This is a genomic window from Microbacterium meiriae, assembly GCF_040702565.1.
Lineage (GTDB): Bacteria > Actinomycetota > Actinomycetes > Actinomycetales > Microbacteriaceae > Microbacterium > Microbacterium meiriae.
In genome coordinates this window covers 1,069,598-1,094,139 of sequence record NZ_JBFBLJ010000001.1, presented here as the reverse complement: position 1 = coordinate 1,094,139, position 24,542 = coordinate 1,069,598, and the positions used below count along the sequence as shown (strand labels likewise).

Sequence of the window (24,542 nt, the reverse complement as noted above, 5' to 3'; positions counted from 1 at the left end):
CCCGTGAAGATCGCAGTGCTGTCCCGTGCGCCGCAGGCGTACTCCACCCAACGCCTCCGCGCGGCCGCACTGCAGCGAGGGCACAACGTGAAGGTGCTGAATACCCTGCGCTTCGCGATCGACCTGACCTCCGACGAACCCGACCTGCACTATCGTGGTCGGCAGCTCAGCGACTACGACGCGATCCTGCCACGCATCGGCAACTCGATCACGTACTTCGGTACCGCGGTGGTGCGACAGTTCGAGCAGATGGATGTCTACACCCCGAACACGGCGAACGGCATCTCGAGCGCGCGCGACAAGCTCCGGGCGAACCAGATCCTCTCCCGGCACAACATCGCGATGCCGCCGACGGCCTTCGTCCGCAACCGCGCCGACGTGCGGCCGGCGATCGAGCGCGTCGGCGGCGCTCCCGTGGTGATCAAGCTGCTCGAGGGCACCCAGGGCATCGGCGTCATCCTCGCGCCGCAGGTGAAGGTGGCTGAGGCCATCATCGAGACGCTCCACTCGACCAAGCAGAACGTGCTCATCCAGAAGTTCATCGCCGAGAGCCGGGGCCGCGACATCCGCGCGCTCGTCGTCGGGGACCGCGTCGTCGCCGCGATGCGCCGATCGGCAGCGGGGGACGAGTTCCGTTCCAACGTGCACCGTGGCGGCTCGGTCGAGGCGATCGAGCTCGACCCGGTCTACGAACGGGCTGCCGTGCGGTCGGCCCAGATCATGGGACTCCGCGTCGCCGGCGTGGACATGCTGGAGGGGGACGAGGGACCCCTGGTGATGGAGGTCAACTCCTCCCCGGGCCTGCAGGGTATCGAGACCGCGACCAAGCTCGACGTCGCGGGCGCGATCATCGACTACATCGCCGGTCAGGTCGCCTTCCCGGAGATCGACGTCCGGCAGCGCCTCACCGTCTCCACCGGCTACGGCGTCGCCGAACTCATGGTCCACGGCGCCGCCGACCTCGTCGGCAAGACACTGGGCGAGGCCGGCCTGTGGGAGCGCGATATCACGGTGCTCACCCTGCACCGCGGGGTCAGTGTTATCCCGAACCCGCGCAAGCATGTGGTCCTCGAGCCCGACGACCGCCTGTTCTGCTTCGGCAAGCTCGATGAGATGCGCTCGATGATCCCCGAGCGTCGTCGTCGCCGCGCGAAGGTGCGCCGCCTGCCCAAGCAGCCGCTCTCGGAATGAGAGAAGCGCGGCCGCCCGCGGTCAAGGCGGCCGCGCTTCGCGGTCCGGGGGAGCGGGTCAGCGCGGACGCTGCGCCCGCACCTTCGTCGGGTCGATCCCCTTCGGGATGGGAAGCGACGACAGCGACTGCGAGACCGAGTCGATGCGGCGGATGACGGCCGCCATCGTGGCCTTGTCGATGGCCTTCGGGAGCTTCTTGATGGTCTTCGCGAGGTCGGCGATGGGCACCTCGTCCTCGCCGTGCCCGACGTAGAGCACCGTGATCGGCACGCCGTGAGCGACGCGCTGCGCACGGCTGCGCTCCTCGTTCACGAGTCGGGTGAGGCGTCCGCGGGCGCCCTCGCCGACGACGACGATGCCGCCGCGGCCGACCGTCCGGTACACCGCCTCCTGCGTCTTCGGGTTGATGCCCACCGGGGTCTCGGACGCCTGCCACCGGCGACCGAGGCTCGTGCTGAGCACGTGGCCGGTCGCACCGGGCATGCCGTCGATCTTCGTGTACATGGCCGAGGTCGACAGCCGGGTCATGAGGAACAGCGCGCCGAGGACGCCGAGCATCAAGCCCGTGATGGCCCAGAGGACGAGCGTCCACACCTGGAACGGCGGGATCAGGTAGCCGGCCAGGAGGCCGAGCAGCACGCCGCCGATGAGGATCGCGGCCTGCGCCCAGGGGAGCCAGGGATAGGCCTCGCGCGTGAACCGGAAGAGGGACTTGATCTGGGAGAAGAACCCAGGACGCTTCTCGGGTTCAGGAGCACGCTTTGCCATGGAGACCAGCCTACCGAGTCCGAAGGCCGTGCGATGCCGCCGTTCGCGTGCAGCGGAGAGCGTGTGCGCGATCTCTCCTGCACAATCCGACCCGCCACGGGATCTCGTCCCCGAGCAACGAGTTCGGACGGTGCGTCCCGCGGGTCGGGTGGGATGGATCGCATGACACCAGCGCGTGAGAGTGCCCCCCGCGAGCAGCCCGTGCTTCCCCAGGCACACCGTACGATCCGACTCCTCGACTCTGCTGAGGGGCCCTTTCGCGGTGCGCTCGTCACCTCGCCGGACGGTCCGGTCGTGCGCGTCGAGGCCGAGAGCCTCGCTGGTTGGGCGGGCTGCCGATATGCGGGCACCCAGCACATCGCCGCGCCGGTGGACATGATCCGCCGCGCGGACGGACACGACGTCCTTCTGCCCTGGTGCACCGAGCGCCTGGAGGCCTACGTGGATCGGCGGCTCCGGCGGGGCGGGTTGCCATCGGGGGAGGTCAGCACGGTGGTCGTGAGTCTTCTGCGTGGACTGGCGGAGCTGGGGCCCGCGTCGGCGGTGGACATGCACGGGACATGGTGGCTCACCGACGGGGGCCGGCCGGTCTTCGTGCTGGGGCCCGGTCAGGACGCGTCGACCGCCGTCCTGGTGATCGTGGACCGGCTACGCGCGGAGTGCACCGACAAGACGATGGCCCGGGTCCTCGACCGCACCCGCGATCGCGTTCGTTCGGCCGCAGCACAGCGCCGGGTGCCCCGGCGATTGCTCGAGGACGCAGAGAGCGACCTCTTGGAGATCGCAGCACCACGACCACTGGAAGAGGCTGCAGAGGACCGGGCGGCGCCCACGGAAGCCGGTGTCTCCGGTGCGGTGCGACGAGTCCGCACCGAACCCGTCACCCGCGCACGGCTGCGGGAGCGTCGGAAGCGGGAAGAGAGTCCGGTCAAAGGGGGCTCGGTACGGGCGTTCGCCGGCCTGCTCGCCCTCCGCGATCGAGTCGTCAGCGGGGCGCGACCTCTCCTCGATCGGCGGACCATCAGGGTACGGCCGCCGGCGGGCGGAGGGGAGACGGGTTCCCGGCGCAGGCGGGTTCTCATCGTGGCCGGCGCGTGCGCGGCGGCGGTGCTCCTCGCGGGGCTGCTGTGGCCGAGCGACGGAGACGATCCCGCGGTCGGGGCAGCGGGGAGCACTCCTCCGTCCGCTGACCGTCCTGAGGGAGCGGGCCCTGCCAGGCGGACTGCGCCGACACCTGCTCCTTCACCGTCCGCGTCCGCGGCGCCGCCGAAGGCCGACGATCCGACAGGCGCTCTCCCGGCACTCCTCGCGCAGATCGTCGAGTGCGAGGCACGCGACGACGCGGTGTGCGCCGCTGCCGTCGCGGCCGGTTCCGCGGGGATCACGCCCGTCGCTGCCGAGATGGCCGGTCGGAAGGATGCGGTTCTCGTGGATCGCTATGGAGACATGGCCGTGATGGAGCTGCCGTCATCGCCCGAGAGCGGCGAAGCGAAGACCGAGAAGGCAGCCATCCTCGTGCTGGTGTGGGCAGATGAAAAATGGCTGGTCCGCGACGCATATCGCGTCGCGGACCAGCCGAAGTGAGGCGAGCCGTCGGTCAGGCGCCGAGCTGGCCGCTGAACTGCGCAGCCTCGAGGCGAGCCTTCACCGCACCGAGGAAGCGTGCCGCGTCGGCACCGTCGATGATGCGGTGGTCGTACGACAGAGCCAGGTACACGTAGGAGCGGACCGCGATCGCGTCCGTGCCGCCGACCTTGACCAGACCCGGGCGCTTGACGACCGTGCCCGTGCCGAGGATCGCCGACTGCGGCAGGAACACCACGGGCGTGTCGAACAGCGCGCCGCGCGAACCGGTGTTGGTCAGCGTGAACGTCCCGCCGGCGAGCTCGTCGGGCTTCAGCTTGTTGTCGCGGGTGCGCGCCGCGAGATCGGCGATCTCGTGGGCGATCTCGGCGATGTTCTTCGACGCAGCGTCGCGGAGCACCGGCGTGAGCAGACCGCGCTCGGTGTCGACCGCGATCGAGACGTTCTCGGACGCCGGGTAGACGATCTGCTCGCCGTCGACCGTCGCGTTGATGATCGGGAAGGCCTGCAGGGCCTCCGCCGCGGCGAGGGCGAAGAACGGCAGGAAGGACAGCTTGTCGCCGGTCTTCTCGAGGAACGACGTCTTGACGCTGTCGCGGTACTCGGCGAGAGCGGTGACGTCCACCTCGACCACCGTGGTGAGCTGGGCCGTCTGCTGCATCGACTCGACCGCACGCTTGGCGAGGACCTTGCGCAGGCGCGACATCGGCTGGGTGGTCCCGCGCAGCGGCGACACCTCCAGGGGGGCCGGAGCCGGCGTTGCAGCGGCTGCCGGTGCGGCGGTGGCGGTCTCTGCGGCCTTGAGGACGTCCTCCTTGCGGATTCGGCCTCCGACGCCGGTGCCCTTGACCGTGGCCAGGTCCACACCCTGCTGCGCAGCCAGACGGCGCACGAGCGGGGTCACGTAGAGGTTGTCGCTCTCGGTCGGCAGCGACAGCTTGGGGGCCTCCGCCTGCGCGGGCTGTGCCGGAGCAGCGGCCTGCGTGGGCGCTGCGGGGGCCTCCGCCTGCGCGGGCTGCGCCGGAGCAGCGGGAGCCTCGGGCTGTGCAGCCGGAGCCTCGGCCTGCGGAGCCGGAGCGGCGGGCGCCTCGGCCTGCGGAGCGGCAGGGGCTTCGGCCTGCGGAGCAGCGGGAGCCTCGGGCTGGGCTGCGGGAGCAGCACCGGATCCGACGCGTGCCAGCACGGCGCCGACCTCGACGGTCTCGTCCTCGCCGGCGACGATCTCCTGCAGCACCCCGGCGACCGGCGACGGGATCTCGGTGTCGACCTTGTCGGTGGAGATCTCGAGGAGCGCCTCGTCGACCTCGACCGAGTCGCCGACCTGCTTGAGCCAGCGGGTGACCGTGCCTTCGGTGACGCTCTCACCGAGCTCGGGGAGCACGATGTCGGTGGCGTCGCCGGAGGGAGCCGCAGGCGCGGACTCGGCGGGAGCGGAGTCGGCTGGTGCCGGCTGCTCGGCCGCGGGAGCCGTGGCGGGCTCCGGAGCGGCGGGGGCGGCGGCCTCAGCCGGGGCGGCTTCAGCCGCAGCAGGGGCATCGTCGGCCGGTGCCGCACCGCTGCCGTCGCCGATGCGGGCCAGCAGAGCACCGACCTCGACGGTCTCGTCCTCGGCCACGAGGATCTCCTCGATCACGCCGGTGACGGGGGAGGGGATCTCGGTGTCGACCTTGTCGGTCGAGATCTCGAGCAGGCCCTCGTCCGCCTGGACGGTGTCTCCCACCTGCTTGAGCCAGCGGGTGACCGTACCCTCTGTGACGCTCTCACCGAGAGCGGGGAGGACCACGGATGTGCTCATGACTGAGTCTCCTTCAGAAGTTGTATGACGCTTGTCTAGCTTAGTGACTCGGGCACCGGTTGGTGCTCAGAGGGCGTGCAGGGGCTTTCCGGCCAGCGCGAGGAAGGCTTCGCCGAGGGCCTCGCTCTGGGTCGGGTGGGCATGGATGAGCGGCGCGATGTCCTCGGGATGGGCCTCCCACGCGACCGCGAGCTGGCCCTCGGTGATGAGCTCGCCGACGCGATCGCCGAGGAGATGCACACCGAGGACGGGACCGTCCTTGAGGCGGACGACCTTGACGAGGCCGCCCGTGCCGATGATCTCGCTCTTCCCGTTCCCCGCGAGGTTGTACTCGTAGGAGTGGACGGCGTCGGCACCGTGCGCGGTGACCGCCGCCTCCTCCGTGAGACCGACCGAGGCGACCTCCGGGCTCGAGTAGGTGACCTTCGGGATCTGCACGTCAGGGACGTTCACGGGGGAGAGGCCCGCGATGCGCTCGGCGACCGCTATGCCCTGCTGGAACCCGCGGTGGGCGAGCTGGAGGCCGGGGACGATGTCGCCGACCGCCCACACGCCGGGGACGCCGGTGCGGAGGTCGCCGTCCACCGTCACGAACCCGCGGTCCAGGCGCACGCCGGCTTCCTCGAATCCCAGGTCGGCGGTGGCGGGGCCGCGGCCGACGGCGACGAGGAGGTAGTCGGCGGTGAACTCCTTGCCGTCCTCCAGCGTGACCGTGACGGACGAGTCGTCCTGGGTGGCGGTCTGGAAGCGCACGCCCAGGGAGTACTGGATGCCCCGGCGGCGGAACGCACGCTCGAGGCCCTTGCTCATCGCGATGTCCTCGTTCGGGACGAGGTGGGGCAGCGCCTCCACGATCGTCACCTCGGCTCCGAAGGAGCGCCACACGCTCGCGAACTCGACGCCGATCACGCCGCCGCCCAGGATGAGCACCCGCTCCGGGATCACGTCCAGGGCGAGTGCCTGCTCGCTGGTCAGGATCCGTCCGCCGATCTCCAGACCAGGCAGGGAGCGGCTGTACGAGCCGGTGGCGAGGATGACGTCGGTGCCGACATAGACATCGTCGCCGACGGTGACGCTCCGGTCCGCGTTCAGGCGGCCGAGCCCGGCGACCGTCGTGATCCCGCGCGCCTTGACGAGCCCCTCGAGGCCCTTGTACTTCTTCGCGACGATGCCCGCGCGATACGTGCGCACGCCCGCCGGGTCGATCCCGCCGAACGAAGCCGTGACGCCGACCGAGGCGGCGTCACGCACGTGGTCCGCCACCTCGGCGGCGTGCAGCAGCGCCTTCGTCGGGATGCACCCGCGGTGGAGGCACGTGCCTCCCACCTTGTCCTTCTCGATCAGTGCGACGGACTTGCCGAGCTCGCTGGCTCGCAGTGCCGCGGCGTACCCGCCGCTGCCGCCGCCCAGGACGACGATGTCGAAGGTGTGGGTTGTCATGGGTGTCATGCCTCCGGGTGGGATGCTGCTTCGGCGAAGGCGATGATCGATCGGACCATCGCCCCCGTGGGGCCCTTCTCTGTGAAGCCGTAGGGGGCGCCGGCGTGTTCACCGGATCCCGCGATGTCGAGGTGCACCCAGGGGATGCGCGGCGCGTCGTCCGCGTCCGAGGTGCGGCCGACGAAGCGCCGGAGGAAGAGACCGGCGAAGGACGCGCCGCCCATCCGATCTCCCATGTTGGCGTTGATCATGTCGGCGATGGGGGAGTCGAGCGTCTCCTCCATGTAGGCGGGCAGCGGCATGTGCCACGCGGGCTCTCCCGTGCGGGCGGCCGCGGCGAGGAACTCCGCGACCGTCTCGTCGTCGCCGAAGACGCCGGTGTGACGGTGGCCGAGGGCTGCGACGATCGCGCCGGTCAGAGTCGCGACGTCGATGATGACGTCGGGGTTCTCCCGGCTCGCGGCGACCAGACCGTCGGCGAGGACGAGGCGCCCCTCCGCGTCGGTGTTCAGCACCTCGACGGTGGTGCCGTCGAGGATGCGGATGACGTCCCCGGGGCGGAGAGCACGACCGGACGGCATGTTGTCGGTGATGCAGAGCCAGGCGGTCACGCGCACGGGGAGGCGGAGGGCCGCGATGGCGCGGAGGGCGGCGAGGGAGGTCGCGGCACCGGCCATGTCGAACTTCATGCCGACCATCGAAGCCGCCGGCTTCAGGGAGAGTCCGCCGGTGTCGAAGGTGATGCCCTTGCCGACGAGGGCGATGTGCCGCTGCGCGTCCGCCGGCGCGTAGTCGAGGCGGACGAGGCGCGGCGGCCGGTCGGATCCCTGGCCGACGCCGAGGATGCCACCGAAACCCTGTTCCGCGAGAGCACCCTCGTCGAGGATCTCCACGGTGACGTCGAGGTCCGCGACGCTGTCGGCGGCGCTCTGCGCCAGCTGCGCGGGGCTCTGCCACTCGGCGGGCACGTTCACGAGGTCCTTGATGAGAGCGACGGCCTCGCCCGTGGCGTGAGCGCGGGCGATCGTCTCGTCGTCGAGCGGGGCGTGGACGACGACCGCCGTCGCCCGCTTCTTCCTGCCGTTCTCGGCGCGGTAGTCGTCGAAGCGGTAGCCGCCGAGGACGGCACCCTCTGCGGCCGCGGCGGCGTGCTCCTCGAGACCGGCGGCGAGGCCGAGCGCGACGGTGTCGAAGCCGGTCAGGGAGCGGAGAGCCGCGCCGGCTGCGCTCCGTACGGAGGCGTCGTCGACGGTGGAGCCGACGCCGACGACGGCGAACGGGAGGGGCGTCACCTCGGGGGCGTAGACCCGAGCGAACGCACCGGCGGCGCCGGTGAAGCCGATGCCCGCCAGAGCGTCGGCGAGACCGGGGTGAGCCGCCAGCGACTCGGCCGACTCGGAGAGATCGGGGACGACGAGCACTGCGGCATCGGCAGCGCTTCCGGGGAACTGATCGGTGGTGTGCGAGAGCACGGGAAGCGTCATGCTCTCCATCCTAGGATCTCCGCCCCGGGGTCGTCGGTCCGCCGGCCGGGGTGTGTTCGCTCTCAGCGAGACACGTCAGAGCCCGGCTCCGGGTGCGGCTCGTAGCATGGAGACATGCCCTTCTCCGGAGAGATCCACGAACGCGTCGCGAACGCCCCCACGGTGCCCCACGGCCTGCCTCTCGTGATGCTGCTCACCGGTTTCACCGACGCGGGCAGTGCGGTGTCGGGGCTCATCGATCATCTGCGGGAGACGACGTCGCCGCAGCCGCTCGCGGTCTTCGACAACGATGTGCTCCTGGACTACCGCGCACGCCGCCCGGTCATCTCCTTCGACCAGGACCACCTTGCCGAGTTCCGCCCGCCCCGTCTGGAGCTCTCCCTCGCCACGGACGCGCTGGGACGCCCGTTCCTGCTGCTCACGGGCTACGAGCCCGACTTCGCGTGGAACGCCTTCGCGGAGACCGTCCTGGATCTCGCTGCGGAGTTCGAGGCCTCGGGGCTGCACTGGGTCCACTCGATCGCGATGCCCGTGCCGCACACGCGCCCCATCGGGACGACGGTGAGCGGGAACCGGCGTGACCTCGTCGTGTCGCACTCCGTGTGGCGTCCGCGCACGCAGGTCCCGGCGACCGCGGGTCACCTGCTCGAGTACCGGTTCGCGGAGCGCGGGGAGCGCGTCGTCGGCTTCGTGCTCCTCGTGCCGCACTACCTCGCGGAGACGGAGAATCCGGAGGCGGTCAGTGCAGCGGCGGAGAAGCTCATGGCCTCGACCGGCCTCGTGCTCATGCTCGACGCAGTGCAGGAGCGCCGTGAGGACTACCTCGCCCGAGTCGACGAGCAGGTCGCAGCGAACGACGAACTGCAGCAGATGGTGCACAACCTCGAGCGCCGGTACGACGCCTACATGGCCGGTCGTGACCCCGAGGACGACTCGTACGACGAGGGCGGATTCAGCGAACGCGACCTGCCCAGCGCCGACGAACTCGCGGCCGAGCTCGAGCGCTACCTCGCATCTCGGCCGTCGGGTGACGAGGACAAGCCGGGACGCGGCTGAATCTCTCGCAGCGGATCGGGCGGGAATGCGTCCTCATCGCCATACGTGTGCGATACTAGGAGTCCGACCCGTTGTCAATCAGTGTTTTCGAGCACTGGACTTGACAAGGGTCTTACTAGTGTCCGAAATGTCCCGGGGTCTCCCAGCGGCCCCGTGAAAGGCGAAACGTGACTCCTGCCACGACGAAGAACACGCGGACGAAGAAGGCCGATCAGATCACCGCGGATCCCGAGGTCGAGGACGTCGAAACGACCGAAGCGGCTCCTGCGCCCAAGCGCGCCGCGGCCAAGCGCGCCCCCGCGAAGAAGAAGAAGTCGGACGACGTCGTCGAGGAAGACGACGCCGCCGCAGCCGAGGGCTCCGAGGACGCCGCGGGCGACGAGGAGGAGGACGACGCGAAGCCGGCCTTCACCGAGCCGCTGCCGACCGGCGCGATCGTCATCTCCTCCAAGGACGACGAAGAGGTCCCGGTCTACTCGACCCAGATCACCGGTGCCACGGCCGACCCGGTCAAGGACTACCTGAAGCAGATCGGAAAGGTCGCGCTGCTGAACGCGGCCGAAGAGGTCGAGCTCGCGATGCGCATCGAGGCGGGTCTGTTCGCGGAGGAGAAGCTCTCCGCGATGTCCCCCGCCGAGAAGACGAGCCAGCTCGGACTCGACCTGCAGTGGGTCGCCCGTGACGGCCAGCGCGCGAAGAGCCACCTCCTCGGCGCGAACCTCCGTCTCGTCGTCTCCCTCGCCAAGCGCTACACCGGTCGCGGCATGCAGTTCCTGGACCTGATCCAGGAGGGCAACCTCGGTCTCATCCGCGCGGTGGAGAAGTTCGACTACACCAAGGGCTTCAAGTTCTCGACCTACGCGACCTGGTGGATCCGTCAGGCCATCACCCGCGCCATGGCCGACCAGGCCCGCACCATCCGCATCCCGGTGCACATGGTCGAGGTCATCAACAAGCTCGCCCGCGTGCAGCGGCAGATGCTGCAGGACCTCGGTCGCGAACCCACCCCGGAAGAGCTGAGCCGCGAGCTCGACATGACTCCGGAGAAGGTCGTCGAGGTGCAGAAGTACGGTCGCGAGCCGATCTCCCTGCACACCCCGCTCGGCGAAGACGGAGACAGCGAGTTCGGTGACCTCATCGAGGACACCGAGGCCGTGGTCCCCGCCGACGCCGTGGGCTTCACGATGCTGCAGCGTCAGCTCGAGCAGCTCCTCGACTCCCTCTCCGAGCGCGAAGCCGGCGTGATCCGGATGCGCTTCGGTCTGGGCGACGGTCAGCCGAAGACGCTCGACCAGATCGGTGACACGTTCGGCGTGACGCGCGAGCGCATCCGTCAGATCGAGTCCAAGACGATGGCCAAGCTGCGCCACCCGAGCCGCTCGCAGTCGCTGCGGGACTACCTCGAGTGATGCAGGCGAACGAGGGCAAGGCGCTCGAGACGAGCGTCGACGGAAAGAGCTACGCGCGGATCCCGCTGCGCACCCGCGTCGTGATGCCGGATGACGACCTCGACGCCATCATCACGGAGTACGCGAAGGATGCCGTCCAGCCGGGCGACCTGCTCTTCGTGACCGAGAAGATCGTCGCGATCACCCAGGGCCGGTCGTACCGCTTGGACGAGATCCAGCCGCGGAAGCTCGCGCTGTTCTTGTCGAAGTACGTCACCCGCACGCCGTACGGCATCGGTCTCGGCATGCCCGAGACGATGGAGATGGCGTTGCGGGAGTGCGGTACGCCGCGCATCCTCTTCGCTGCCGCCGTCTCGGCGGTCACCAAGGCCTTCGGGCGCAAGGGCGACTTCTACCGCATCGCGGGGGACAAGGCCCGCGCGATCGACGGACCGACGAAGCACACCATCCCGCCGTACAACGAGGCTGTGGTGCTCGGCCCGAAGGACCCGGACCGCGTTGCGGCGCACCTGAAGACGCTGATCGGAGGCCAGGCCGAGGTGGCGGTGGTCGACATCAACGATCTCGGCGGCAACATCCTCGGCTCCACGCTCGACAAGGCGGGGGAGCTGCGGCTGGTGAAGATCCTCGGTGACAACCCGCTCGGTCAGGGCCTCGAGTCCACGCCGCTCGGCATCGTCCGCGCGGTCTGAACAGCTCGACCCACCCCTTCACGACCGAACCGGCCCCTTGCGTGTGAACGCAAGGGGCCGGTTCGCATGTAAAGGGGTGGCCCGGCGCTTCGACGGGCTCAGCGACCCCTGCGGGGTCCCTGAGCCTGTCGAAGGGTGAGCTGTCGAAAGGTCAGAAGCCGATGACCTCGCGGTAGCGCGGCTTGTGCCCGGTACGGATGCCGGTGACGCTGGGCTTGTTCTCGTAGACGCCCGCGCCCCAGTTCCCCTCGACGAGCACGGGGCCGTCCGGGGTCACGACGACGTCCCATCCGACGTACTGCACCTGCGGCACGACCCGCGCGACCTGTTCGATGAAGGCGCGCACCTCGTCCATGTAGGGCAGCTGGAAGTCGGCGATGCGGAAGCCCGAGTCCGGGTGGGTCTCGTGCACGTGCCCGTGCGAGTCATAGCCGGCCCCCACGGCGTGCCCGTTCTCATCGAGCATCGTGTAGAAGCCGCCGAAGGTCATCTGATCGCTCACCGCGCCGCGGCCGAACTTCTGGGCCATTGCGAGGATGTGCGCCTTCTCCCCGTCGAAGAAGGCGGTGATGCGGGTGGTGTTCACGGTTCCGGGGCACACGGCCGCCAGGTCGTCATGCTGGCGGATGACCTCTTCGATCAGCAGCTCGCCGCGGTCGAGGAGACCGCGGTGGAACTCGGTCCAGTCCGTGATGTCGGCGGCGTGATATCGGTGCACACCGGTCCCGGCCTGGCCGACCGGCTCCTTCGTGACGATCGTTCCGAGGCGCTCCGTGAGGGCACGGACCTCGTCGGCGTTGCCCTCCTCGACCACCATCCACTCGCGATGCAGATGTGCGGAGAACTTCCGGTTGAACTCGATCTTGTCCTGGAAGATCCAGCGGAAGTCGGGGTGGTCGTACTTCTGCGAGAGCTGGTTGGACACCGGATGCGTCATGTACGTCTCGCGCTCGGCACGGTTGAGCATCGCGAAGTCGTAGTCGATGTAGTCCTGGAAGCCCACGTTGTGGCGGGCCGCCGACCAGAGCATGTCGGCGACGATCGTGGGAACGGGACGGTGGTGCTGTGCCGAGGCCTCCTTCGCCCGTTCGAACACCGAACCGACGTCGATGCGGCGGGCACGGCCGAGGAGATAGCGGATGCGGGGCGCGAGAGAAAGACGAGACATGGAGCTCCGGGTCTAGGGATCGACGTCCCAGTCTACGCGGGGAGCCCCCAGGCTCCTGGGAGCGCGGAAGCTAGGCTGGAGGACGTGTGTGACACGAGTTCGAGTGCGCTTCCGCAGGCGATGATCTCCCGTTCGGCCCTTGCTGCCGGCGCGTCCGCGGCGATCCGGGCCGGGGGCCGCCGTGCCGATCTCCGCCGCGACGCATGGGGGCATGGACTGCTCGCCGTGGCCCACGCGGTGACAGCCGCGGGCGTCGAGGAGGTCCTCGTGGACTCGCCAGGCGAAGTCGAGGCCCTGCGCCTCGAAGGCATCAGCGCCACGACCGTCGGTACGCCCGACGTCGACCCCGTCCTCCTCTACGGGCTGCCGTCCGCGGAGGGAATCCCGGCGACACCTCCGGTCATGCGCCTGGTCGGCCGGGTCATGTCCACCAAGCGCCTGCGCGCGGGGGAGGCTGTCTCCTACGGCTACACCTTCCGGGCCGCAGCGGACACGGAGGTCGCGCTCGTGACGGGCGGCTACGCGCAGGGTGTCGTCCGCTCTCTCGGCAATCACGCCGACGTGGAGATCGCCGGCGCGCTGCGTCCCATCGTCGGACGAGTCGCCATGGACGTCTGTGTGATCGACCTCCAGGGCGCCGCGGCCGAGGTGGGAGACACGGTGACGTTCTTCGGCGGGACCGGCCCCGCATCCGACGCGATCGCCCGCTGGGCCGAGGTCACCGGGATGACGCCCGCGGAGCTCGTGGCCGTCCCCGGTGCTCACGCCGTGCGCGGATGGGAGGCATGATGGGTGGGCCGATGCGACCAGAACTCCGCCTGGACAGCGCCGTCTTCCGCGCGAACATCGCGGCCGTGCGCGACCGACTGGGCGACTCCACGTTGATGCTGGTGCTCAAGGACGACGCGTACGGCCACGGACTCCGCTGGGCGGTGGAGACCGCGCTCGAGGTGGGGGTGACGACGTTCGGCAGCTACGACGTGCGCGGGGGCCTCGACGTCCGGCGCCTCGCAGGCGGGACCGCGTCCGTGTTCGCCTGGGCGACCTCGACCGACGAGGAGATCGACGAGGCGCTCCTGCAGGACATCGAGCTCGGCGTCGGCACCATCGAGTACCTGCGCCGCATCGTCACGCGGGCCGACGTGCTCGGTGTGCGTGCCCGGGTGCATCTCAAGATCGACACCGGCCTCCATCGCAATGGCGTGCGTCCGGAGGACTGGGCGGCGGCCGTTGCCGAGGCGAGGGCGGCCGAGAGCGCGGGCACCCTCGCGCTCGTGGGCGTGTGGAGTCACATCGCGGAGGCGAGCGACGCCGAGGACGACGAGGCCCAGTCCGTGTTCCTCGATGCCGTGCAGCACACCGGCCTGTCCGGAGCTGTGCCGGCGGCCCTGCACCTCACGGCGTCGGCGGCATCCTGGTGGCGTCCGGAACTGCGCGGCACGGTGTCACGGATCGGGGCGTTCTGCTACGGCATCCGTTCGGCGGACGGCCCGGATCTCGACGGTGTGCAGCCGGCGGCACGTCTCGTGGCCCCGGTAATCCGGGTCGACGGCGACGCCGCGGTCGTGGCCGTCGGCAGTCTCGACGGCCTGCCCTCGACGCTGGCCGGCATGACGGTCGGTACCCCGGCCGGCCCCCGCGTGGCGCCCGAGATCGACCTGGCGACGACGACCGTCGAGGGCTGGCCGGGGATGGCTGTCGGCGACGAGGTGACGATCTTCGGGCCGGGCGCGCAGGGGGAGGAGACAGCGACGACCCTCGCCGAGCGGATCGAGACGGTGGGCGAGGAGATCCTCACCCGCCTCGGTCCGCGGATTCGGCGGAGGGTCGTGGAGTGAACCGGCTCGGCCGGTTCAGGCGCTGATCAGACCGTCTCGACGAGACGAGCGGTCTCGTCGTGCCAGCTCGTGGCCACGCTGCGCAGCTTCTCTTCGTACTTGCGGCCGTGGTGGGCGCAGAAGAGCAGCTCGGAGCCGTTGACCTCGGCGGCGATGTAGGCCTGTGCTCCACACGAGTCACAGCGGTCCATCGCAGTCAGGCGGTACTCGACAGCGGAGGTCTCACGTTCGGTCGTTGCATTCATCTCGGGGCCTCCTCGGGTGTCGGCGTCCTTGTTGGTCGTGCTCAATACAACCACGCTGCACCTGGGGGCATGCCCGGTCGACGGCGTGTTTCGCTCAGCGCGTACGCGCACACGCGCGAACGCGGTGCCGCGGGGAGTGTCTGCGAGGGGCGGGACCGTCCCGCGAATAGACTCGGAGATTGTGAATGCCGAGTACTCCGCCCATCATCTCCAGGTGCTCGAAGGACTCGAAGCGGTCCGCAAGCGCCCCGGCATGTACATCGGCTCGAACGGTTCGCCCGGGCTCATGCACTGCCTCTGGGAGATCATCGACAACTCCGTCGACGAGGCGGTCGCCGGCAACGGATCCCGCATCGACGTCATCCTCCACGATGACGGCAGCGTCGAGGTGCACGACCGCGGTCGCGGCATCCCCGTCGACGTGGAGCCCCGGACCGGTCTGACCGGCGTCGAGGTCGTCTACACCAAGCTGCACGCCGGAGGGAAGTTCGGCGGCGGCTCCTACGCGGCGTCGGGCGGTCTCCACGGCGTCGGCGCCTCGGTGGTGAACGCGCTCTCCGAGCGCCTCGACGTCGAGGTCGACCGCGGCGGTAAGACCTACGCGATGTCCTTCCACCGCGGCGAGCCCGGCATCTTCCAGGACTCGGGGGAGAAGCGGCCCGATGCGCCCTTCACCCCGTTCGAGGAGAACAGTGAGCTGCGCGTCGTCGGCAAGGCGCCGCGCGGGGTCACCGGTACGCGTGTGCGCTACTGGGCCGACCGTCAGATCTTCACCAAGGACGCCGCCTTCCAGCTCGCCGAGCTCGAGACCCGCGCGCGGCAGACCGCCTTCCTGGTCCCCGGCCTCGAGATCGTGGTCCGCGACGAGCGCGCCGCGAGCGCAGTGGTGGGGGAGGACGGCACCCCGGCCGGCCCCGTGGAGACCTCGTACCTCTACGAGGGCGGCATCTCCGAGTTCGTGGAGTACCTGGCGGTCGACCCGCCGGTGACCGACACCTGGCGCATCCAGGGAGAGGGCACGTTCACCGAGACCGTCCCGGTCCTGCAGCCCGACGGCCACATGGTGGCGACCGAGGTCGAGCGCGTATGCGCCGTCGACATCGCCCTGCGCTGGGGCACCGGCTATGACACCCGCATCCGCTCCTTCGTGAACATCATCTCCACGCCGAAGGGCGGCACGCATCAGCAGGGCTTCGAGCAGGAGCTGCTGAAGGTGCTCCGCAGCCAGGTCGAGCAGAACGCGCGTCGGCTCAAAGTCGGCAACGACAAGCTCGAGAAGGACGACGTCCTCGCCGGCCTCACCGCCGTCCTCACGGTCAACGTGCCGGAGCCGCAGTTCGAGGGTCAGACGAAGGAGGTGCTCGGCACGCCCGCGGTCCGCCAGATCGTCGCGCAGGTGATGCGCAAGGACCTCCAGCAGCGTTTCACCTCCACCAAGCGCGACGACAAGAGCCAGGCCACGCAGCTGCTCGACAAGATCGTCTCCGAGATGAAGGCGCGTGTGTCCGCACGCGCCCACAAGGAGACGCAGCGCCGCAAGAACGCGCTCGAATCGTCCACCCTGCCGACCAAGCTCGTCGACTGCCGGACGAACGACGTGGAGCGCAGCGAGCTCTTCATCGTCGAGGGCGACTCGGCCCTCGGCACGGCCAAGAACGCCCGCAACAGCGAGTTCCAGGCGCTGCTGCCCATCCGCGGGAAGATCCTCAACGTGCAGAAGGCGTCGGTCGGCGACATGCTGTCCAACGCCGAGTGCGCGTCCATCATCCAGGTGATCGGCGCGGGCTCCGGGCGGACCTTCGACATCGACGCGGCGCGCTACGGGAAGATCATCCTCATGAGCGACGCCGATGTCGACGGAGCGCACATCCGCACGCTCCTGCTCACGCTGTTCTTCCGCTACATGCGGCCGCTCATCGAGCATGGACGCGTGTTCGCCGCCGTGCCGCCGCTGCACCGGATCATCGTCATCAACCCGGGCTCGAAGCCGAACGAGACCATCTACACCTACAGCGAGCAGGAGCTGCACGCCCTGCTCGCCAAGCTCCGCAAGGCCGGCAAGCGCTGGCACGAGCCGATCCAGCGGTACAAGGGTCTCGGGGAGATGGACGCGGAGCAGCTCGCGAACACGACGATGGACCGTTCCGGTCGCCTGCTCCGCCGGGTACGGATGGAGGATGCCGAGGCCGCGGGCCGCGTCTTCGAGCTGCTCATGGGCAACGAGGTCGCCCCGCGGCGGGAGTTCATCATCGACTCCGCGGACCAGCTCTCGCGCGAAGCCATCGACGCCTGAGGGCGGCGGGGACGAAGAAGGGGACCCGGCGAGGCCGGGTCCCCTTTCTTGGCGGACGGGTCAGACGAGGGTCCGGCCGATGCTGCCGATGACGCCGTCGATCGGCTGGCCGGAGGCATCGCGGCGCGCTCCGGGCTCGGGGAGCTTGCGCACCGCGCCGGTGGGGTCTACGGCCAGAGCCGGGCGGGGGCCGACCCAGGCGACCGTGAGGCGGTCCTCGCCCTTCAGGAAGGCGTGGGCGCGGACGCCACCGGTCGCGCGGCCCTTGGACGGGTACTCGGTGAACGCCGAGACCTTCGCGCGGCCCGGATCGGTGCCGGGCAGGATGCTCTCCGCGCCGGAGACCGTGGCGACGACGGCGTCGGTGTCCGGGCTGACGGCACCGAAGAAGAGGACCGCGGCGCCGGAGCCGAGCTTGATGCCCGCCATGCCGCCGGCGGGTGCTCCTTGCGGGCGGACCGCCGAGGCCGAGAACCGCAGAAGCTGGGCGTCGGTCGTCAGGAACACGAGGTCGGCGTCGTCCGCCGCGTCGGCCGCACCGACGACCGAGTCTCCGCTCTTGAGGCCGATGACCTCCAGGTCCGGGCGCACCGGCAGGGTCGACGGCACGATCCGCTTGACGATGCCCTGCGCGGTGCCGAGGGCGACCGGGGTGTCGCTGTCGAATCGGATGAACCCGACGATGCGCTCGCCCTTGGTCGTGACCCCCAGGTAGTCGCGCAGCGGAGTCCCCGCGGCGAGCTGTACGGAGGTGCCGGGCACCGAGGGCAGATCGACGGGGGAGAAGCGGACGACGCGTCCCGTGCTCGTGAGCGCACCGACCTCACCGCGAACCGTCGTCTCGACGGTCGCGAGGATGGCGTCGTGCTTGCTCCGCCGGGCAGGGGCGGTGAGCTCCTGTCCTTCGCCGAGGTCCACGCGCACGGCGCGTCCCGTCGTCGAGAGGACCACGGTGGTCGGAGCGTCGGCGATCTGCAGATCCACCGCGCCCTTCGTCGCGCGGGGCTTCGGCGGGGCCGCGTTCATCAGCAGGGTGCGGCGCGGCGTCCCGTAGGCCTCGGCCACGGCGTCCAGCTCCTGGGCGACGGCGGCACGCAGCAGCGCCGGGCTGGCGAGCAGCTCCCGCAGCGACGCGATCTCCGCGAGGAGGGCGTCCCGCTCCGCCTCAAGCTCGATGCGCGAGAACTTCGTCAGGCGGCGCAGCCGCAGCTCGAGGATGTACTCGGCCTGCGGCTCGCTGAGGTCGAACACGGACCGGAGCCGGGTGCGTGCCTGCTCGGTGTCGTCGGACGACCGGATGACCTGGATGACCTCGTCGATGTCGAGGATCGCGATGAGCAGCCCCTCCACCAGGTGCAGGCGCTCCTCCCGACGGGCGAGACGGTACCGGCTGCGGCGCGTGATGACCTCGATGCGGTGGCCGACGTAGACGCTGAGCATCTCCTTGAGGCCGAGCGTTCGGGGCTGGCCGTCGACGAGCGCGACGTTGTTGATGCTGAAGGAATCCTCCAGCGGCGTGAGCCGGTACAGCTGCTCCAGGACGGCGTTCGGGTCGAATCCGGTCTTGATGCCGATGGCGACGCGGAGGCCGTGGTTGCGGTCGGTGAGGTCGGTGACGTCGCTGATGCCCTGGAGCTTCTTCGCCTGCACTGCGTCGCGGATCTTCTCGATCAGACGCTCCGGGCCGACCATGTACGGGAGCTCGGAGACGATGATGCCCGTACGTCGGGGACCCAGCGGCTCGATCGACGTGCGTCCGCGGACCTTGAGGGCGCCGCGACCGGTCGTGTAGGCGTCCTTCACGCCGTCGAGCCCCATGAGGATCCCGCCCGATGGGAAGTCCGGGCCGGGGACGTACTCCATGAGGTCCTCGGTGGTGGCGTCCGGGTGCTCGAGCAGATGGGTCGCCGCGGCGACGACCTCGATGAGGTTGTGCGGCGCCATGTTGGTCGCCATGCCCACGGCGATACCGCTGGCGCCGTTGACGAGCAGGTTCGGGAAGGCCGCAGGCAGCACCGCGGGCTGCTGGAACTGGCCGTCGTAGTTCGGGATGAAGTCGACGACGTCCTCGTCGAGGTTCTCGGTGAGCGACAGCGCGGGGGCGGCGAGGCGCGCCTCCGTGTATCGCGCGGCAGCCGGGCCGTCGTCCAGGGATCCGAAGTTGCCGTGACCGTCGACGAGCGGCACCCGCAACGCCCACTCCTGGGCGAGGCGGACGAGGGCATCGTAGATCGCGGAGTCGCCGTGCGGATGCAGCTTCCCCATGACCTCGCCCACGACGCGGGCGCTCTTGACGTGGCCGCGGTCCGGCCGCAATCCCATCTCCGCCATCTGGAAGAGGATGCGGCGCTGCACCGGCTTCAGGCCGTCCCTGGCATCGGGGAGCGCACGCGAGTAGATGACGGAATACGCGTACTCGAGGAAGGAGCCCTGCATCTCGTTGGAGAGATCGATGTCCTGGATGCGTTCCTCGACAGGCTCGGGCGGCGGGGTTTTCGGCATGGACTTCCTGAGGGCGTACGGGAGCCTGTGTCAGACTGGCTCGGATGTCCTTCATGCTACCGTCCGCGCCGCCGGGCGCCCGGAGCGTCGTCGGGGTGGCGGACGACCTGTGCGCCGCTCTCCGCGGCGAATCCGCCACGCTGCCCCGCGCCGACGCGGTGGTGCTGGTCGTGATCGACGGCCTCGGTGCGATCAGCCTTCGCGGGCATGCCGGTCACGCGCGGTCGCTGACCGCGTCGATGACGAAGAAGGATATCGCGCAGACGGTCTTCCCGACGACGACGGCCGCCGCGCTGACGAGCCTCACCACCGGCGTGTGGCCGGGAGAACACGGCCTCGTCGGGTACCGGGTCAGGGACCCGAAACGGGATGTCCTCGTGAATCAGCTGAGCGGGTGGGAGACGGACGGCCTCGACCCGCTCACGTGGCAGGCGGCGCCCACGGTCTTCGAGCGCGCGGCAGTCGCCGGGCGGGAGACCTTCGCGGTCGGACTCGCGACCTACGCGCACAGCGGCTTCACCCGCGCCACGCTGAGGGGGGCGACGTTCGTGCCCGCTGCGACGCCGGAGGAACGCGTCGAGGTCGCGTACACGCTGGCCGAGGAGCATCCGGGATCGCTCGTCTACTGCTACCTTCCCGAGGTCGACAAGGCGGGGCACAAGCACGGTGTCGCCTCTGCCGAGTGGGTGGCTGCGCTGGAGCGGATCGACGGCGCGCTGTCGCTTCGCGTCCCCCCGCGGGTCGGCGTGGTCGTGACCTCTGACCACGGCATGGTCGACGTCCCGTTCCACCGGCAGGTGGTGCTCGAGGAGCAGCATCTCGGGGGCATCCGTCATGTCGGTGGGGAACCCCGCATGCTGCACCTCTACCGCGAGCCGGACGCCGATGCGGCGCTGGTGACGACGCGTCTGCGCAGCGATCTCGAGGGCGCGGCCGATGTCGTCACCCGAGAGGAGGCGGTCCGGGCGGGCCTCTTCGGTCCGGTCGTGCGCGATGAGGTCCTCGATCGCATCGGCGACGTGCTGGTCATCGCCACCGGAGTGGGCGCGCTCTACGACGGCACCGCCGAGGACCAGCGCAACCGAGGGATGGTGGGACAGCACGGAGCGCTCACGCCTGACGAGACCCGGGTACCGTTCCTGCGGTTCGGGGCCTTCGCCTCCTGACGGGGCCCCGGAACGATCACTCGTCGGTGCGCGCTCCGAAGACGATCTCGTCCCACGACGGCATCGCGTTGCGGCGCCGTCGGCGTCCGCTGCCCTCGCTGTCGCCCGACCCGGGCTGACGCGGTGCGGGTTCCGGAGCCTCGGGCTCGTCGTCCGGCTCCTCGAGCGCGGCGAACAGGGCGATCGGGTCGGAATCCTCCTGGATCTCCTCGACCTCGTGCTCGATCGGCGACGGCTCCCGCTGCCCGCGGCGACGACGCAGGGCCTCGAGGAGGTCCGCGGTCTCCGGGCTCGTCGAGGCGGAGTCGGGAGCGCGGTTGATCGCCGCGTCCTGGACCGCCGGTGCCGAACGCTCGGGCTGCGCCGGCTCGTCTGCCTCCGCGGCGGGCGTCGGGACGAGGCGGGGACCGAAGGCACCCGAATCGAAACGGCTGTCGTCCTTGTAGGGCGAGGTGGCACGGTCGGCCTCCACCGCGCGCAGGCGGGGGATGAGTCCCTCCGGGAGCGAACCCTGGCGGGAGAGCTGCGTGGCATCGGCGTTCAGGGGCGAGAGGGCGCTGCGTCGCGGGTCGAAGCTCCAGCGCGCGTCGTGCTCGACGTCGTTGGCGGAGAACTCGAGCTTGATGATCCAGCCGGACTCCTCCTTCCAGCTGGCCCAGCGCTCGGACGATGCGGACACCTCGGCGAGCTTGGCGCGGACCGCAGCTCCGAAGGTGGGCTGCGCGTCCGGCTCGACCTCGCTGCCGATGAGGACGGGCACGGCGAGGGCCTGGCCGATGATGTGCTCGCGCTCGGCGAGGACCGGGCCCTCGAACCGGGCGACGTCGTCGACGCTGATCCCGAGGAGCTCGGCGACCTCCGCGGCGGTGAGACCGGCGCGGATCTGCGCCTGGATATCCCGCGGGCTCGCGGCGAGTTTCTGTGCGGCCGGCTCGGCCTGGCGGGTCGCGCGGCGGATCTCCCGCTGCAGCACCGCGTCGATGGGCAGCGCGAACCGCTCGCCCGCCTCGGTCGCGAGGACGAGCACTCCTGCTTCTGTGCCGACGATGGTGACGTTTTCCATGCGAATGCCCCTCTGATGGGTGTGCGTTCATGGTGTCACGCCGGACGGGCCGGGACAGGGAATACGGCGGGCGTGCCGTGAGTTTGCCCTGTCGCATGGGAGGGCATTTGCGAAACGCCCGCCGGTCATGCAAACTATGGCCGCCGATTACCCGACGGCGCACCCGCCCACTCGCACCATGAAAGTGGAGATTCACCGCATGGCAACCGATTACGACGCTCCCCGAAAGAGTGAAGACGACTCCGAGTCGATCGAAGCCCTCAAGGAGCGTGTGCCGGACAAGCTGTCCGGCACGACCGGAGACGAGGACTCCGACAACCCGTCGAGCTTCGACCTCCCTGGCGCGGACCTCTCCGACCTCGAGCTGGATGTCGTCGTGCTGCCCGCGCAGCAGGACGAGTTCACCTGCATGAGCTGCTTCCTCGTGAAGCACCGCTCGCAGCTCGACCACGAGGGACCCGACGGCCCCATCTGCAAGGAGTGCGCTGCCTGAGCAGCCCTCCGAGCGACGCCCCACGCGCCCCCGACCATCCCGGTCAGGGGCGCGCTGTCGTCTGCGGGGGCGGTCAGTCCCGTGCGGCGCGGATGGCCGCGGCGAGGCGGTCGGGGGTGCGGGTCGAGATCGTCCAGGCCACGACGGGGTCGGCCTCATCGGTGTTCGGCACCACGACGACTCCGTCGATGCCGCCGCGGATGAGGTGCCACCCGCGAGCCGGGAGCTCGGGTCCTCTGGCGCTGCGCGCCTCCTCGCCGGTCAGTGCCGTCGGCTCGCCGAGATAGCGCACGTCGATGTGGGCGCGTCCGGCTCGGAGGACGCCGTCCTGCACCGACACCACCGGAGCGAGGGCGAGGGCCGCCACCACGAGGAGCGCCGAGACCGCCGCTCCGAGGAGCAGCGCGAAGGTCGAGCCGACCGGCACGAAGATCAGGGACACCATCGGTCCCGCCAGGGCGATCGTGACCAGCAGCCACAGGCTGGGGGCCAGTCGTTCGTGGTAGCGGGGACGTGCGTCCGTTGCGGGGTTCTGCATTAGCCTCATGGGGTGACCGATTCCGTTGATGTCCCCATTATCGCCGCAGTGGTCCCCGGCTATGCGCATCCGGGCGACGCCGGAGCCGATCTCGTCGCCGCCGAGGCCGTGCGGTTGGAGCCGGGGGAGCGGGCTCTCGTGCCCACGGGCGTGCGCATCGCGCTGCCCGACGGCTATGCGGCCTTCGTGGTGCCCCGCAGCGGTCTCGCGGCGAAGCATGGCATCTCGATCGTGAACTCGCCCGGCACCGTCGACGCCGGCTACCGGGGAGAGATCAAGGTGAGCCTGATCAACACGGACATCCACAGCGCGTACGATGTCGCCGTCGGCGATCGCATCGCGCAGCTCATCGTGATGCCCGTCACTCGGGCCCGGTTCCTTCCGGTGGACGAGCTGCCGGACAGCGTTCGCGGCGCCGGCGGGTTCGGATCGACCGGCTATCAGGCACAGACCCCCGAGAACGAAGCAGGACAGGCGAAATGACCGACAGCAACGACACCCCCTCCAAGTCGGCGCCGGAGAACCGCGCCACCGAGGGCCCGTTCGACGACTCCGAGGCGAACCCCGTCCGCCCCTACATCGACCTCGGCGGGATCAAGATCCTGCCGCGCGAGGGCCTGAACCTGCGGCTCGAGGTGGAGGAGCAGAGCAAGCGCATCGTGGCGGTCGGGCTCGACTACGCCGAGTCCTCTCTCCAGGTGCAGCCGTTCGCGGCTCCGCGCAGCGGCGGTCTCTGGGATGAGACGCGGGTCCAGCTGCGCGACCAGGTCAAGGCGCAGGGCGGCCGCGTCGAGGAGCGGGAAGGACCGCTCGGCAAGGAGCTCCTCGCCGAGGTCCCCGCGACGGCCAGCGAGGGCTCCGGCCTGCGTCTCGCGCGCTTCATCGGCATCGACGGTCCCCGTTGGTTCCTGCGCGGCGTGATCGGCGGCGCGGCGGCGTCCGACCCCGAGGCCGCGGCGAAGGTCGAGGACCTGTTCCGCTCGATCGTCGTCGTGCGCGGGGGAGCGCCCATGCCGCCGCGCGACCTCATCCCGCTGAAGATGCCGGCGACGCCGGGCTCCGCGTGACCACGCCGGACCCCGAGGAGTCGCGCACGCAGAGCGCGTCGGAGATCCTCGGAGCAGCCCTCGGCGGTGCGGCGCGCAAGGCTGGGCTCGATCCGTCCGAGAACGCGCAGACGCACAAGGTCGTCTGGTCGGCCATGGGCGGCTGGCGCGGGATCCTGGAGTCGGTGCTGCCGAGCCTCGCGTTCGTGATCCTGTTCACCCTCCGGCCGGAACCCCTGCTGCTGCCCCTCGGAGTGTCGGTCGGTCTGGCCGCCGTGTTCACCCTCGTCCGGCTGGTGCAGAAGTCGCCGCCGTCGGCCGCCCTCGGCGGACTGATCGCCGCCGTGGCCGCCGCCGGGCTCGCGCTTTGGACCGGGCGCGCACAGGACAACTTCGTGCCCGGCTTGATAACGAACGCTGCCTACGGCACTGCGATCCTCGTGTCTGCGCTCATCGGCTGGTCTTTGATCGGTCTTGCCGTCGGATTCCTCATGGGGGAGGGGACGGCATGGCGCGCAGACAGGCGGAAGCGCCGCGCGTTCTTCTGGCTCGCAATTGCTTGGGCCGCCTTGTTCTTCGCCCGTCTTGCGGTGCAGCTTCCGTTGTACCTGGCCGAGCAGACGACGGCGCTCGGAACCCTCAAGCTCGTGATGGGACTGCCGTTGTTCGCGCCGCTGATCGCCGTGACCTGGCTGGTCGTCCGTGCGCTCTATCCCCGCGCGTCGTCGCACGACGACCCCGCGGCGGCGTGATAGATTTATCTCGACATCA

22 protein-coding genes are annotated in these 24,542 nt (G+C 70.1%); 13 read left to right on the top strand and 9 right to left on the bottom strand.

Going from position 1 to position 24,542, the window contains the following annotated elements:
- Positions 1–3: 3 nt before the first annotated feature.
- Positions 4–1,191, top strand: coding sequence for a RimK family alpha-L-glutamate ligase (locus AB0310_RS05300; protein WP_060923121.1), 1,188 nt, complete (start codon positions 4–6; stop codon positions 1,189–1,191).
- 57 nt (positions 1,192–1,248) lie between these two features.
- On the opposite strand, the gene AB0310_RS05295 is transcribed toward AB0310_RS05300, so the two are convergent.
- Positions 1,249–1,959: a DUF4191 family protein gene (locus tag AB0310_RS05295; protein WP_071328700.1), complete on the bottom strand. Its 711-nt coding sequence runs from the start codon at positions 1,957–1,959 to the stop codon at positions 1,249–1,251.
- 294 nt (positions 1,960–2,253) lie between these two features.
- Between AB0310_RS05295 and AB0310_RS05290 the strand changes: the two genes are divergently transcribed.
- Entirely contained in the window at positions 2,254–3,543 is a 1,290-nt protein-coding gene (locus AB0310_RS05290) for a hypothetical protein (protein WP_366236716.1), read from the top strand.
- A gap of 13 nt (positions 3,544–3,556) precedes the next feature.
- Here AB0310_RS05290 and sucB read toward each other — a convergent pair whose 3' ends face one another.
- The 3 genes from sucB to AB0310_RS05275 form a co-directional block, all read right to left on the bottom strand.
- On the bottom strand, positions 3,557–5,338 hold the full coding sequence (gene sucB, locus AB0310_RS05285) for a 2-oxoglutarate dehydrogenase, E2 component, dihydrolipoamide succinyltransferase (protein WP_366236715.1): 1,782 nt from the start codon (positions 5,336–5,338) through the stop codon (positions 3,557–3,559).
- 66 nt (positions 5,339–5,404) lie between these two features.
- Positions 5,405–6,778: a dihydrolipoyl dehydrogenase gene (lpdA, locus tag AB0310_RS05280; protein ID WP_366236714.1), complete on the bottom strand. Its 1,374-nt coding sequence runs from the start codon at positions 6,776–6,778 to the stop codon at positions 5,405–5,407.
- A gap of 5 nt (positions 6,779–6,783) precedes the next feature.
- Positions 6,784–8,262, bottom strand: a complete 1,479-nt coding sequence (locus AB0310_RS05275) for a leucyl aminopeptidase (protein ID WP_187661574.1) — start codon at positions 8,260–8,262, stop codon at positions 6,784–6,786.
- 114 nt (positions 8,263–8,376) lie between these two features.
- On the opposite strand from AB0310_RS05275, the gene AB0310_RS05270 reads away from it, so the two are divergent.
- From AB0310_RS05270 to AB0310_RS05260, 3 genes are all read left to right on the top strand, one after another.
- The gene (locus AB0310_RS05270; RefSeq protein ID WP_187661573.1) at positions 8,377–9,318 is read left to right on the top strand and encodes a proteasome assembly chaperone family protein; all 942 of its coding nucleotides are present in this window, start codon (positions 8,377–8,379) and stop codon (positions 9,316–9,318) included.
- Between the two features lie 167 nt (positions 9,319–9,485).
- Positions 9,486–10,727, top strand: a complete 1,242-nt coding sequence (locus AB0310_RS05265) for an RNA polymerase sigma factor (RefSeq protein ID WP_187661572.1) — start codon at positions 9,486–9,488, stop codon at positions 10,725–10,727.
- Complete coding sequence (locus AB0310_RS05260; protein WP_187661571.1) at positions 10,727–11,419, top strand: coenzyme F420-0:L-glutamate ligase; 693 nt, start codon at positions 10,727–10,729, stop codon at positions 11,417–11,419. Before AB0310_RS05265 ends, AB0310_RS05260 begins: the two co-directional genes overlap by 1 nt.
- A 151-nt stretch (positions 11,420–11,570) precedes the next feature.
- On the opposite strand, the gene AB0310_RS05255 is transcribed toward AB0310_RS05260, so the two are convergent.
- Complete coding sequence (locus AB0310_RS05255) at positions 11,571–12,587, bottom strand: sugar-transfer associated ATP-grasp domain-containing protein (protein ID WP_366236713.1); 1,017 nt, start codon at positions 12,585–12,587, stop codon at positions 11,571–11,573.
- A gap of 84 nt (positions 12,588–12,671) precedes the next feature.
- On the opposite strand from AB0310_RS05255, the gene AB0310_RS05250 reads away from it, so the two are divergent.
- Positions 12,672–13,376, top strand: coding sequence for an alanine racemase (locus AB0310_RS05250; RefSeq protein ID WP_232089028.1), 705 nt, complete (start codon positions 12,672–12,674; stop codon positions 13,374–13,376).
- Positions 13,377–13,387: 11 nt separating this feature from the next.
- The gene (locus AB0310_RS05245; protein ID WP_366236712.1) at positions 13,388–14,425 is read left to right on the top strand and encodes an alanine racemase; all 1,038 of its coding nucleotides are present in this window, start codon (positions 13,388–13,390) and stop codon (positions 14,423–14,425) included.
- Positions 14,426–14,451: 26 nt separating this feature from the next.
- Here AB0310_RS05245 and AB0310_RS05240 read toward each other — a convergent pair whose 3' ends face one another.
- Positions 14,452–14,670, bottom strand: a complete 219-nt coding sequence (locus AB0310_RS05240) for a DUF7455 domain-containing protein (protein ID WP_187661569.1) — start codon at positions 14,668–14,670, stop codon at positions 14,452–14,454.
- A gap of 181 nt (positions 14,671–14,851) precedes the next feature.
- Between AB0310_RS05240 and AB0310_RS05235 the strand changes: the two genes are divergently transcribed.
- A complete protein-coding gene (locus AB0310_RS05235) occupies positions 14,852–16,963 on the top strand; it encodes a DNA gyrase/topoisomerase IV subunit B (RefSeq protein WP_370428886.1) in 2,112 nt (703 codons plus the stop codon).
- Between the two features lie 60 nt (positions 16,964–17,023).
- On the opposite strand, the gene AB0310_RS05230 is transcribed toward AB0310_RS05235, so the two are convergent.
- The gene (locus AB0310_RS05230; RefSeq protein ID WP_366236711.1) at positions 17,024–19,465 is read right to left on the bottom strand and encodes a DNA gyrase/topoisomerase IV subunit A; all 2,442 of its coding nucleotides are present in this window, start codon (positions 19,463–19,465) and stop codon (positions 17,024–17,026) included.
- A gap of 44 nt (positions 19,466–19,509) precedes the next feature.
- Between AB0310_RS05230 and AB0310_RS05225 the strand changes: the two genes are divergently transcribed.
- Positions 19,510–20,631, top strand: a complete 1,122-nt coding sequence (locus AB0310_RS05225; protein WP_292794109.1) for an alkaline phosphatase family protein — start codon at positions 19,510–19,512, stop codon at positions 20,629–20,631.
- A 16-nt stretch (positions 20,632–20,647) separates the two neighbouring features.
- Here the strand turns inward: AB0310_RS05225 and sepH are convergent, their stop codons facing one another.
- Entirely contained in the window at positions 20,648–21,694 is a 1,047-nt protein-coding gene (sepH, locus tag AB0310_RS05220) for a septation protein SepH (protein ID WP_366236710.1), read from the bottom strand.
- Between the two features lie 199 nt (positions 21,695–21,893).
- Between sepH and AB0310_RS05215 the strand changes: the two genes are divergently transcribed.
- Positions 21,894–22,187: a DUF4193 domain-containing protein gene (locus AB0310_RS05215; RefSeq protein ID WP_060921810.1), complete on the top strand. Its 294-nt coding sequence runs from the start codon at positions 21,894–21,896 to the stop codon at positions 22,185–22,187.
- Positions 22,188–22,260: 73 nt separating this feature from the next.
- On the opposite strand, the gene AB0310_RS05210 is transcribed toward AB0310_RS05215, so the two are convergent.
- Positions 22,261–22,734 carry a DUF3093 family protein gene (locus AB0310_RS05210; protein WP_363332669.1) on the bottom strand — a complete coding sequence of 158 codons (474 nt, stop codon included), beginning with the start codon at positions 22,732–22,734 and terminating at the stop codon, positions 22,261–22,263.
- A 3-nt stretch (positions 22,735–22,737) separates the two neighbouring features.
- Between AB0310_RS05210 and dut the strand changes: the two genes are divergently transcribed.
- From dut to AB0310_RS05195, 3 genes are read left to right on the top strand one after another with little or no spacing between them, the layout of a single operon-like run.
- Positions 22,738–23,208 (top strand): dUTP diphosphatase, encoded by a 471-nt coding sequence (dut, locus tag AB0310_RS05205; RefSeq protein ID WP_060921812.1) that lies wholly within the window; start codon positions 22,738–22,740, stop codon positions 23,206–23,208.
- A complete protein-coding gene (locus AB0310_RS05200; protein WP_060921813.1) occupies positions 23,205–23,792 on the top strand; it encodes a DUF3710 domain-containing protein in 588 nt (195 codons plus the stop codon). Before dut ends, AB0310_RS05200 begins: the two co-directional genes overlap by 4 nt.
- On the top strand, positions 23,789–24,523 hold the full coding sequence (locus AB0310_RS05195; RefSeq protein ID WP_366236709.1) for a DUF3159 domain-containing protein: 735 nt from the start codon (positions 23,789–23,791) through the stop codon (positions 24,521–24,523). The genes AB0310_RS05200 and AB0310_RS05195 overlap by 4 nt, the downstream gene beginning before the upstream one ends.
- Positions 24,524–24,542 lie beyond the last annotated feature (19 nt).